This window comes from Sporomusa intestinalis, from assembly GCF_055383785.1.
The window spans coordinates 2,542,238-2,553,204 of sequence record NZ_AP042390.1; the positions used below are offsets into that span (position 1 = coordinate 2,542,238).

At 48.9% G+C, this 10,967-nt stretch carries 12 protein-coding genes; 11 read left to right on the forward strand and 1 reads right to left on the reverse strand.

Annotated features, from left to right (window positions below; genetic code table 11):
* Positions 1–312: 312 nt before the first annotated feature.
* The 3 genes from ACZ481_RS11885 to ACZ481_RS11895 are packed head-to-tail and all read left to right on the forward strand — an operon-like array spanning position 313 to position 3,266.
* Entirely contained in the window at positions 313–999 is a 687-nt protein-coding gene (locus ACZ481_RS11885) for a GTP-binding protein (protein ID WP_464770342.1), read from the forward strand.
* Positions 1,000–1,025: 26 nt separating this feature from the next.
* Complete coding sequence (locus ACZ481_RS11890) at positions 1,026–2,036, forward strand: ATP-binding cassette domain-containing protein (protein ID WP_464770343.1); 1,011 nt, start codon at positions 1,026–1,028, stop codon at positions 2,034–2,036.
* Positions 2,037–2,060: 24 nt separating this feature from the next.
* Positions 2,061–3,266: an ABC transporter substrate-binding protein gene (locus ACZ481_RS11895; RefSeq protein WP_464770344.1), complete on the forward strand. Its 1,206-nt coding sequence runs from the start codon at positions 2,061–2,063 to the stop codon at positions 3,264–3,266.
* Positions 3,267–3,332: 66 nt separating this feature from the next.
* Here ACZ481_RS11895 and ACZ481_RS11900 read toward each other — a convergent pair whose 3' ends face one another.
* The gene (locus tag ACZ481_RS11900; protein ID WP_464770345.1) at positions 3,333–4,295 is read right to left on the reverse strand and encodes a hypothetical protein; all 963 of its coding nucleotides are present in this window, start codon (positions 4,293–4,295) and stop codon (positions 3,333–3,335) included.
* A gap of 357 nt (positions 4,296–4,652) precedes the next feature.
* On the opposite strand from ACZ481_RS11900, the gene ACZ481_RS11905 reads away from it, so the two are divergent.
* From ACZ481_RS11905 to ACZ481_RS11940, 8 genes are all read left to right on the forward strand, one after another.
* A complete protein-coding gene (locus ACZ481_RS11905) occupies positions 4,653–5,243 on the forward strand; it encodes a tyrosine-type recombinase/integrase (RefSeq protein WP_464770346.1) in 591 nt (196 codons plus the stop codon).
* A 461-nt stretch (positions 5,244–5,704) separates the two neighbouring features.
* Positions 5,705–6,778 carry a S1C family serine protease gene (locus ACZ481_RS11910; RefSeq protein ID WP_464770347.1) on the forward strand — a complete coding sequence of 358 codons (1,074 nt, stop codon included), beginning with the start codon at positions 5,705–5,707 and terminating at the stop codon, positions 6,776–6,778.
* A 248-nt stretch (positions 6,779–7,026) separates the two neighbouring features.
* A complete protein-coding gene (locus tag ACZ481_RS11915) occupies positions 7,027–7,548 on the forward strand; it encodes a hypothetical protein (RefSeq protein ID WP_464770348.1) in 522 nt (173 codons plus the stop codon).
* A 105-nt stretch (positions 7,549–7,653) separates the two neighbouring features.
* Entirely contained in the window at positions 7,654–8,610 is a 957-nt protein-coding gene (spoVK, locus tag ACZ481_RS11920) for a stage V sporulation protein K (RefSeq protein WP_464770349.1), read from the forward strand.
* On the forward strand, positions 8,610–9,212 hold the full coding sequence (locus ACZ481_RS11925) for a GTPase domain-containing protein (protein ID WP_464770350.1): 603 nt from the start codon (positions 8,610–8,612) through the stop codon (positions 9,210–9,212). Before spoVK ends, ACZ481_RS11925 begins: the two co-directional genes overlap by 1 nt.
* On the forward strand, positions 9,193–9,780 hold the full coding sequence (locus ACZ481_RS11930) for a UbiA prenyltransferase family protein (protein WP_464770351.1): 588 nt from the start codon (positions 9,193–9,195) through the stop codon (positions 9,778–9,780). Before ACZ481_RS11925 ends, ACZ481_RS11930 begins: the two co-directional genes overlap by 20 nt.
* Positions 9,777–10,001 carry a hypothetical protein gene (locus ACZ481_RS11935; protein WP_464770352.1) on the forward strand — a complete coding sequence of 75 codons (225 nt, stop codon included), beginning with the start codon at positions 9,777–9,779 and terminating at the stop codon, positions 9,999–10,001. Before ACZ481_RS11930 ends, ACZ481_RS11935 begins: the two co-directional genes overlap by 4 nt.
* A gap of 268 nt (positions 10,002–10,269) precedes the next feature.
* Positions 10,270–10,935 carry a GntR family transcriptional regulator gene (locus ACZ481_RS11940; protein ID WP_464770353.1) on the forward strand — a complete coding sequence of 222 codons (666 nt, stop codon included), beginning with the start codon at positions 10,270–10,272 and terminating at the stop codon, positions 10,933–10,935.
* Positions 10,936–10,967: the final 32 nt, after the last annotated feature.

Consider the following 10,967-nt stretch of genomic DNA (forward strand, 5'->3'; position numbering starts at 1 on the left):
TGTTGGCAGCAGGCCAAAATTGATTTAGCCGCCGAATTGAGTTATTATAAAATATAAACAGAATGTCCCGTTCTTATAATCTTTGCAAACATAAGCTAACAAAAACAAAATTAAAACTAATGCCTAATTTGCTTATGTTCATTATAGTTAATATTATATTGCAAATAAATAAAGAATGCAAACACTGATTGATTTACATATTGCTTTAAATTGTGGTTATTTTTATGATTTTGTGTTACATTTTAAATAAGAAAGCCTTTGCGGGGAGCCATAGTTTGCAGTTAGTTTAGTTGATGGGAGATAGGAATTAGTATGCAGCTAATCACAGTGGCCGGACCGCCTTCGGCCGGCAAAACATCAGTGATTCTTAATATTATTAAAGCCTTGCAGGGGGACGGGGTAAAAACCGGTGTGATCAAATTTGATTGTCTCTCAGCCGAGGATCAGAAACTATATGAAAAAAACAATATTCTTGTCAGGACCGGCTTATCGGGCAACTTATGCCCTGATCATTTTTTTGTGACAAATATCCAGGATTGCCTGGAGTGGGGGAAAAAGCTGAACCTGGATATGTTGATAACCGAAAGTGCCGGTTTGTGCAATCGCTGTTCGCCTCATATCCGCGGCGTAATGGCCGTGTGTATTATCGATAATCTTAGCGGTGTCAATACGCCCCGTAAAATTGGCCCTATGCTTAAATTGGCCGATATTGTCGTAATCACCAAAGGCGATATTGTTTCGCAGGCGGAGCGGGAGGTATTTGCCTTCCGCGTCAAGCAGGCCAATCCGGGCGCAGCTATTGTTTATGTTAACGGTATTACCGGTCAGGGCGCACAGGAGGTGAGCCGTTTATTTAAAACGGCAGCCCAATGGGATTCGCTTAGCGGTTGCAGCCTGCGCTTTTCTATGCCTGCTGCCGTTTGCTCCTACTGTCTGGGGCAAACGCGCGTGGGTGTGGATTTTCAAATGGGCAATGTGCGCAAGATGGATTTGTTGTAAAGCAATGTGCAGAAAGGCGGATGGTTATGTGGGACAAGTTAGCGGCTTTATCTATGCGGCAGCTATTGCGTGATTATCCCCATGCACTTGATTTCTTTGCGGCTTTGCCGGCGGGAAAAGGGGATGGCGGTCAGACGGTGCAAGCGTATTTTGCGAACCTCACGGAGGAACAGCTCCAGGATGCGGGAGTCGGCTATGAGGAACTCAAAACGCAGTTTAACGCCTTTATGGTGCAAATGGAAAAATTGAAAACGAAAGAAAAAGCGATCGAAACGGTAACCATTTGTGGTGGCGTTGATAAAAACGGTAACCAGGAAAACTTTGATTTAACGATCCGGGCCGGTGAAATAATCTGTATCGTTGGTCCAACCGGTTCGGGTAAAAGCAGGCTGCTGGCCGATATCGAATGGGTAGCGCAGCGGGATACGCCGACAAAACGCCAAATTCTGCTTAATGGACAAGTGCCGGATTTGACCAGAAGATTTGCGGTTGAACATAAGCTGGTGGCGCAGCTGTCGCAAAACATGAATTTCATCATGGATCTGACAGTCTGTGAGTTTGTCGGCATGCATGCCGAGAGCAGAATGGTTGAACAGGACCGGGACATTATCCAGCATATCATTGATAAGGCCAACGGACTGGCAGGTGAACCTTTTCAGCCGGACACACCTGTTACTTCACTGAGCGGAGGCCAGTCCCGGGCGCTTATGATTGCTGATACAGCCTACTTAAGCGCATCGCCGATCATCCTGATTGACGAGATTGAGAACGCCGGGATTGACCGTAAGCAAGCCTTGCAGCTGCTTGTTGACAAAGAGAAGATTGTGCTTATGGCTACCCATGATCCGATCCTGGCGTTAATGGGAGATAAACGGCTGGTAATAAAAAACGGGGGTATCAGCCAGATTATCGCAACAACACCGGCAGAAAGAAAGAACCTGGCCCGGCTGGAACAGATGGACCGTCAGCTGGCTGTCATCAGGGAATTATTGCGCCAGGGCGAATTTATTAATGAAATTCCGGCTGTAATTACGTAATTAACCAGGAGGAGGAAATCTGTTTTGGAACTTTGCGATGTAACTATTGGTGAACTGATTGAAACCTATCCGGCAACCCGGGCTGTGTTTATCCGTAATGGTTTTCCTCAGTTTGCCGATGATGACGTATTGCAGCAACTGGGGCCTGTCCTGAAACTGAAAACAGCTTTAAAAACTAAAGCAATTAACGCGGAAGCCTTTATTAAACTGTTGGAAGAACACATTGCCGAGGCCGGTTTATACCGCCGGCTGGCAACCGGGGCAGCAAAGGCCGGCCGCCTCAACCTGGTTGCTTTGCTGCCCTGTCCGCTCAAGGTGCCGCTGGAAGCGGAATTAAGCTGTTTTATCGAGGGCTTGCGGCAAGCCGGGGAGGTCAGGCTGGATTATTGCTCGGAAGCTTTTTCCACCAATATGGTTAATTATGATGAGTATATTAAATACTTTGAAGACCCCGACGAACTGCCTGATATTCTGCTGACAGCCGGTTATAGTTTTTTTAACCCGCTGTTTATGGAACGCTTTGTGCGGAACGGCGTGTTCGCCCGGATCGGCTATGCGAATATTGATCCCCGGCTGGAGCAAGCCGGCTTGCTGGACAAAGAAGGACATTTCACGGTAATTGCGGTAAATGTGCTGGTCATGGTGGTGGATCAGCAGCGGCTTGGCGATTTGCCTGTGCCAAACAGCTGGTGTGATTTGTTGCAGCCCATGTATGAGAAAAAAATAGCTATTCGTGGCCATAATGAAATTTTTTGCGATATTGTCCAGTTGAATTATTATAAGGAATACGGTGAGTCCGGGTTGGCAGCCCTGGCGCGGTCTGTAAAATACGGCCTGCATCCGGCGCAAATGGTAAAAGCGTTAAAAAGCAATCAGGCCGATATTCCGCCAATTCATATTATGCCTTATTTTTTTGCCAACACGCTTGCTGACCGTGCTCATATTAAGACAGTTTGGCCAAGCGACGGCGCCCTGGCCTTTCCGGTGTCTGTACTGGTGAAAGCGGATAAAATGGCATTGTATAAGGAACTGGCGGAGTTTTTGACAGGGCCGCATATCGCCCGGATTTGCGGAGCGGCGTTTTTTCCTTCTGTGCACCCTGCCGGGATGGCTGGTTTGCCTGACAATGCCGGCTTCAAGTGGCTGGGCTGGGATTTTATCAAACAGCATGATATGGAGAGGCTGGCAGAAGCGGTAAATGCGAAGTTTGTGCAGGCCCAAAAGAAATAATTGCAAACGGCAAAGGCCCCGGTGCTGCGATCGCACCGGGGCCTTTGCCGTTTGCAGGCATTGTTCTTATTTCCCGGCAGGGGGGACATTCGGATAAGGCTCTGCTTTTGGCTGCTGCGCTTGCAGTTTAGTAGTGCAAGCCTGTAATTGCGCCTCCAGCTGGCTTGTGTGCTGGGAAAGGGCTTGTTCAGCGCCGCGCAGGCTGGCAATTTCCGCCTGCAGGGAATCGATTTTTTGATTGGCAAGCTGCTGTAAAGGCTCAATTACCTGGAGCCGCTCCTCCAGCCGGTTGCGGACGATGGTTTCCCGGGTGAGTTGGTCCTGCAGCGACTGGGTGCTGCTTTTTTCGGCAACAAGTTCTGCCTGACAGCGTTTTGCTTCTGCTTCGGCGGCGGTCAGTCGGGTGAGCAGGCCGGCATTGGTCGTTTCGAGCACGGTGGTTTTGCTGCCGGCCTCGGCCGCGAGCGCTAATGCCTGCGTACACTCTTCCTCGGCTTTTTTCTTTAAGGCAGCGGCCTCGGTCGCCATATGCTGTACGCTGGCAATCATTCCTGCCAAGCCTTTGCGGCTTTCGGCCTCGCGCAGTAATTCTGCATGGCAGGCTGCCGTCTCCGACTGGGCTTTAATCAGTTCGCGTTTGGCTGTAGCGAGACTTTTTTCCAGTTCGGCTAGTTTGGCCTCAAGCTGTTGCGTATATTCTTCTGTCGCCTGGGCTCTTTGGCGATACTCGGCAATTGCCTTAAATTTATCATTTTCGATAATCTGCATTGCCTGCAGGAGGCTTTCGGTAGTGGTCATGATTTCGCACACCGCTTTTTTCATCACCTGCATTTGCGGCGGCTCGACAACCTGTTTATTCTCGCTGTAAATCTTGAGCATATCATTCATAAAATCGGAGAATTTTTTAATACCTGCCGTTTTTTGCGCCTCTTTGAGCATCGTCATTAACTGTTCGTCGACCTTGCCGCCGTAAGTAAGCTGCTTCCCTTTTTCCAGAGAATTCTCGCTTGCCTGGTCCTGACTATTCATCTGCCTATACCCCTTACTCTTAATTTATATACATATTTTATCGCTTTTTGTACATTTTGTCATCTATATATTAAATAAGTTAACTTTTTTATAAAATTAAAAATGAGTTAACTGTTATATTTATTAAGTTAACTAAAAGTTAACTGAATAAATAATGTAAGATTGAAGTTAACTATGGAAAACGTTGGTTAAAAGCAAAAATCTCACATAATGATATTTTGTGAGATTTTGTAAAAAGCCTTATAATCCTTGGATTATAAGGCTTTGCCGGTCTTTTTGCGTACTTTTCCGGGCTTGACAGAAAGGGGAGATCAGGCTATAATCTCACATAATAGTTGGGTAAAGGGGAACCGCTGCGTGAAATTTGTTGAACCATTTCGGAGCAAAAAAGATATTGAAGCAGTGCGTCTGTATCTGCGGGGCAAGGCGCTTAAGCATGGGCTTTGGTTTTGGATTGGTGTGAATTCGGCGTTGCGGATTTCCGACCTGCTGGCGTTAACGGTCGGTGATGTCCGCAGGCCCGATGGCTCGATAGTCAACCGCATCAGCCTGAAAGAGCAAAAAACCGGTAAGACCAAAGAGTTTCCCCTTTCGGACAAGCTCCGGGCGGAAATTCAAACCGTGATCCGGTTTTATAGCCTGCACCATGAGGCTGAACCGCTGTTTCCCAGCAATAAGGGCAAGGGGGGAGAGCGGGGAACCCTTAAGGCCATCGGCCGCTCTTACGCCAATCAGCTTATTACCGAAGCGGCCAGGATGTGCAATATTCCGGGCAATTTCGGCAGCCATTCCATGCGCAAAAGCTTTGCTTATTTTGCCTGGGAGCAAGGCACCGATGTTTTGCTGCTGATGGATTTGCTGAATCATTCGTCCCCGCGGGATTTGCGGCGTTATATCGGCATCACGCAGGAGCAGCTGAACGCGGTGTATTTAAGTGTTAATTTGTAAAGAAAACACGGCTTGCGCCGAGCCTTGGTGCAAGCGGAAGCCGATGTTGCCCTTATCCAGGGAAAGTTAACCTTGCTATCAGGATAAAAAAAGCGCACCATCAGCAGGCTGATGGTGCAGGTTAACGTCTGGCAGGGGGCAGCGGCGCAGTTATTTGTTTTTGCCTTTTTTCGCATCTTTTTCCGGCTTGATAAAACCGGCTGCTTTGCCGGCTCCCTGGCCATCTTTACCGCTGGTTTCACCAGTATTTTTCATAAGCTCACCTCCGGCTTTATTGTTTCCGGAATGAATGAAAAAATGTGGAAAATGAAGATAAGTACCCGGTTTTGTCATAGGCTTGTCACAATTTGGCTGTATAATGCTATATTAATACGCCTGTTTTAAACACCCTATCGCGGCAGGAGGGGATTACTCCGTTAGCGCTGGATTCCATTGAAGACTGAACAAGGGAGGCTGATCATGTGAATAAATGGCTGCAACGATTTTCGATTTTTGTTCTGGGTGTGTCGATGGGGGTTTTGCCCCTGTTGCATTACGCAAAGGCCTCGCCGCTACCGAATCTGGTGCCGCCTGTTGCCAATAGCGCGGCCCCGTCGGCCGAGCGCAACACCTATGTCGTGAATGCGGTCAAAACTGTCGGTCCGGCGGTTGTCGGCATCACCAATAAAGCCTATATGCGGGATAATTTTGATCAAAAGGTGCTTGTGGAACGCGGCGCCGGCTCCGGGGTGATTTTTGACGCGGCCGGGTATATTGCAACAAACTACCATGTTGTTGAGGGGGCCCAGGACATTACCGTTTCCCTGCCTGACGGCCGGACCTTGAGCGGTAAGGTAATTGGCATGGACCAGGCGACCGATTTGGCGGTGGTAAAAGTAGAGGCGGCCGACCTGCCGGCAGTGACGTTTGGTGATTCTGACGCTATCATGGTCGGTGAACCGGCAATAGCCATAGGCAATCCCTTAGGGATGGAATTCCGCGGCAGTGTCACTGTGGGCGTAATCAGCGCTTTAAACCGGACCATTGAGGTCGGCGACCGGCGTTTTAAGCTGATCCAGACCGATGCGGCCATTAACCCTGGCAATTCCGGCGGGGCCCTGGTCAATGCCGACGGTCAGGTAATCGGCATCAACAGTGCCAAGATTGCCTCGGCCGGGGTCGAAGGGATGGGCTTTTCTATCCCGATTAACTCGGCCCGTCCGATTTTGCAGTCCCTGGTTGAGAATGGTAAGATTGCCCGGGCGTACCTGGGCATTGGCGTACTGGACCGGGATGCGGCGCTGCGCTCCGGCTACCGGCCGCCGGTTGACGAGGGGGTATATATTACCCGGGTGGAAAAGAACGGACCGGCCTATCTGGCTGATATGCAGGAAGGCGATGTAATTGTCAAGGTCAATGGAACCGCTATTAATGGCATCGCTGATTTAAGAATGGCCTTGGACAGCATCGCGATAGGCAGCAAGGTGGAAATTGTCATTCTCCGCAATGGTAAAACCCTGACTGCTAACCCGGTAGTAAAAGAAATGCCGAATTAACACTGCAGTCTGAACAGTAAGGTCACTGTGAAAATATAAGTACCAGCCTTAATAAAAGCCTCCATCCGACGCCCGGATGGAGGCTTTAACACCGGTTTTGTGAAGTGCTGCCAGGCTATGCTTGTGCGTTGATAAAGAGGATGGTAAAATATACTCATAGTAGATTTGTGAGTATACGTGAACGACAAGCCGGTAGACTCACGCGTGTATTGTGAGTCTACCGGCTTGTCTGCTTTGGAGGTGAGGCAATGCATATTGAGATCCGGAAGAACGGAACATTTTATCTCAAGGACAGCATATATAACCCGGTTACCAAGCTCCCTAAGAACAAATCCATTTACCTGGGCTCAAATCCCCTGCAGGCCAAACAAAAACTGAAAACTCTGACTGATGATGCCGTGCTGCTAAACCAGATACCCGATACCCTGCCTTATGAAATCGAGCTCGACAAGGTGATTAGAAATCTGCAAAAATTAAATGGTTTGCAGACCAATGGGGTAACCAGGCTGGTCAAAGAGTATTTGGACAGCCTGTTACAGGCCAAACTGTTCCTTGCCGCCGCCCGTAAAGGCATTGTGGCTCCCACACCTGACTGCCAGGCCTGCCGCTACAAAAAAGCAAACCGTTGCGACCACTTTGACCGTGATTTTATCAACGGCAACGGCAGATATAAAGACGGGAAACCGGTACGCTGCCTGGCTTATGAATTAGGAAAAACCAGGCCAGGCAACGGGGCGATCAAACTGCCCCGTGATTTCAGAGAACAGTAATGAACTGCTTTCTCAGCTTTTATTTGATTTAGGATCCGGTGTAAGCACCCTTTCCGCCGGTTTGCGTATAATATATATCACAAAGCCTGCAGATGAGGTGAGATTATGGCTTACCCATGGCCTGAAGATGTGTTACGGGCAATTGAATCAGGAAAAATGTCTCCGTTAGAAGGGTTTAAAAAACTGCGGGAAATAGATAATGCGGCAACGGGGAAGCGCGATGCAACCGGCCTGCAATCCACTGTGGAACAGCGTATCGAGAACGTCCTGCGCGAAATGGATAACCTGGTCGGCCTTAGTGAAGTCAAGGTGCTGGTACGGGAAATATACGCATTTATTGAAATTCAAAAACGGCGGGAAAAAGAACACCTGAACACAGAGCCGCTGGTACTGCATATGATATTCAGGGGCAACCCTGGTACAGGCAAGACCACTGTTGCGAGAATCATGGGCAAGGTATTCCGCGAGATGGGTGTTTTGTCCCGGGGCCATCTTATTGAAGTGGAACGGGCTGATTTAGTTGGCGAGTATATCGGCCATACGGCGCAAAAAACCCGCGAGCAGTTGAAAAAGGCCTATGGCGGCATCCTGTTTATCGATGAAGCGTATTCACTGGCCAGAGGGGGCGAAAAAGACTTCGGGAAAGAAGCCATTGATTGTATGGTAAAGGTTATGGAAGATCATAAAGATGAACTGGTATTAATCCTGGCAGGCTACCAAAAAGAAATGGAAAAGTTTCTCGAGACCAATCCCGGCCTGCGGTCACGGTTTCCCATACATATTGATTTTCCTGATTACAGCAAAGAAGAACTGCTGCAGATTTCGGAGCAGCTTTGTGCCAAACGCCAGTACATGCTGAATAATCAGGCTAAACTTGCCTTGCTGAATTTATTAAATCCGCCTGCTCACAGCAGTGATGACAATTTTGGCAATGCCCGGACGGTAAGAAATATCATTGAAAAGGCTATCAGGCGGCAAGCGGTGCGCCTAGTCCGCAAGCATTCTACAACCAGGGAGGAACTGATGGTTATCGAACCGTGCGACTTAATGGGGGGAGAATAATGCGGGAATGCGTAATTATTGGGCGGCCTAACTCGGGTAAAACCCTGTTTGCTCTAAATTTTGCCAGATATCTGGGTGTCAAGAGCATTGATATGACCTTCCGGACCTATGACGGGCTGATGACTTGCCGCCATTTCTCACTGGAGGAAGCCAAGCGGCAACTGTGCGGAATTGATTTACATAAAACTCGCTCCCTCCAGTCGATGGTCCTGAATATGCCTATCGGCAAATCAACGGTAAATTTTAAACTTACCGATACCTGCGGCATTAGTGAGCAAATACATGCTGATGAGGCAATCAGAAAAGGCATGGCCCAGACCATTGGGCTGCTGCGGTCGGCGGATTTTATTCTGCACCTGGTGGACCTGACTAATATTAGACGCGAGCCGGGGACCCAGGCCAGCATTGATTATGAGTTTTATTATTATGGTGTTGCCCGCAACGCCTATATTATGCTGGGTAACAAGGTTGACCTTGGCTGTGCCAAAGAGAATCTGCCACGGCTGGCAGCGGCGTTCCCCAAGGCGACGGTGATTCCCATTTCCGCCTTATACAACCAGGGCTTTAGAGAGGTGAAGGCCTATGTGGCAAGAAATATTTGATTTTTTTTCCATCGCGGCGGCGGTAGTATTTTGTGCGGCGGCTGTTAAACTTGCTGACGATTATCTGGACAGAGAGTTTGATGCCATCGCCGGCAAAGCGAACTGGGCCGACAGGCTGGGCCGGGGAACGATGCTGTATGCCATGTTTTTACTGGCTTTGGCGGCAGGCATTAATACCCCGTTAAGTTTATCTTTATTTCTTGCCAGTTATGTGATTGGCATGTTTAACAGCATGCGGACAACATTACCCAGCCGGTTAACCGGCTTCCAGGAGTCATTGCTTGCTCTGCTCGCCGGCATGGTACTGTTTGGCTGGAATAACATGTTTTTTGCCTTTAGTTTTGTCTTGGCTGTCCAATTATTTGATGATTGCCTGGACATTCATAGCGACCAGATAGCCGGGCAGCGCAATCTGGCTAAGCGCTTTGGCGGTTTAGAGTGTATGGTGGCGGGGGCCATCTGTATTGTGGCTGCCTGGGGCGCCAATGAAGAGCTGTTTTTGCCTGTGGTCTTTGGGAGTACGCTGGTTTATCTGGGGTCCCTGGGCTATGAGCGGGTGCGGTCATGATAATATATATTACAGTAAGTATGCTGCTGGCGTTCCTGGTGGGGTATATTTGGGGAAAACGCCGGGGCCGGGCGGCCGGCTATCTGGAAGCGGAAGCGGCTGTGCCGCTTACTCTGCGCCAGCAGTCGCTGGAGCAGGGGCAATGCGTACTTTGTCAGGAATATTGGCTGAAGACAATGGCCGATGGGAAAAAAATTGTGCATTACGAAAAAGAAAGGTGAAATTGTCGTGGCAGGCAAGCATAATGAAAATCTTCCTTAACTTTATGGCAGGAGTTCATTAACCGGTCATATTACCTATGTTCGTCATCCAGATTCACACGCTTAACCAAAGCAGCCTTCCGGTGTTATACCGCCGGATAGCTGCTTTTAATAATTCGGATTTCACTCGGGTATCTGCACAGCTTATGGATGATCTAGAAATCCATGTATACAATATATATTCGAAAATTTAATTTACAACCCTGATAAAAAGCGATATAGTAAAAGCATGAAACATTATCATTTTCCCAGTAAGACAAAAAACGCCTACCGAACCTTGCCTGGCATGATCACCGACAGCCTGCGCGAAGCCATTGTTTCCGGCGAACTTAGCGGGGGCGTTCAACTCAAGCAGGAGGAATTAGCGGCCAAATTCGGCGTAAGTATGAGCGCTCTGCGGGAAGCCCTGAAAAGCCTGGAAGGGGAGGGCCTGGTGCGTTTTTATCCCAACCGCGGGGCGGTAGTCAGTGAATTATCGGCGGCAGAAGCGCAGGAGATCTTTGATATCCGGATCTTTTTGGAAGCAGGGGCGCTGGAACTGGCGATTCCCAGTCTGACCGGGGCGGATTTGGCAGCGGCGGCGGCTATTTTGCAAAAAGCGGATGCTGAGACCCGGTGTAAGCGGTGGAGCGAGCTGAACTGGCAGTTTCATCAAACCCTGTACCGGCCTGCCAGCCGGCCGCAGCTGCTGGCACTGATTCAAAACCTTCATAACAATGTGGAACGCTATATGTGCTTATATTTATCAACAATGCATTACCAGACAAAATCGCAGGCAGAACACCGCGCGCTGCTAAACGCCTGCGCGCAAGGCGATATTCAGGAGGCCCAGCAAGTATTGCGCCAGCATATGGCCGATGCGAGCAAGAGTTTGGCAGAATACCTGCGCAAGTGACAAATTGCAGCAATTTATATTTTGTATACATT

What these genes read in the sequence shown, in the direction of transcription:
- ACZ481_RS11900 (WP_464770345.1), bottom strand. Translation starts at nt 4,295, where the DNA reads ATGAATAGTCAGGACCAGGCAAGCGAGAATTCTCTGGAAAAAGGGAAG.
- ACZ481_RS11935 (WP_464770352.1), top strand. Translation starts at nt 9,777, where the DNA reads ATGATAATATATATTACAGTAAGTATGCTGCTGGCGTTCCTGGTGGGG.
- ACZ481_RS11940 (WP_464770353.1), top strand. Translation starts at nt 10,270, where the DNA reads ATGAAACATTATCATTTTCCCAGTAAGACAAAAAACGCCTACCGAACC.
- spoVK (WP_464770349.1), top strand. Translation starts at nt 7,654, where the DNA reads ATGGCTTACCCATGGCCTGAAGATGTGTTACGGGCAATTGAATCAGGA.
- ACZ481_RS11885 (WP_464770342.1), top strand. Translation starts at nt 313, where the DNA reads ATGCAGCTAATCACAGTGGCCGGACCGCCTTCGGCCGGCAAAACATCA.
- ACZ481_RS11930 (WP_464770351.1), top strand. Translation starts at nt 9,193, where the DNA reads ATGTGGCAAGAAATATTTGATTTTTTTTCCATCGCGGCGGCGGTAGTA.
- ACZ481_RS11925 (WP_464770350.1), top strand. Translation starts at nt 8,610, where the DNA reads ATGCGGGAATGCGTAATTATTGGGCGGCCTAACTCGGGTAAAACCCTG.
- ACZ481_RS11915 (WP_464770348.1), top strand. Translation starts at nt 7,027, where the DNA reads ATGCATATTGAGATCCGGAAGAACGGAACATTTTATCTCAAGGACAGC.
- ACZ481_RS11890 (WP_464770343.1), top strand. Translation starts at nt 1,026, where the DNA reads ATGTGGGACAAGTTAGCGGCTTTATCTATGCGGCAGCTATTGCGTGAT.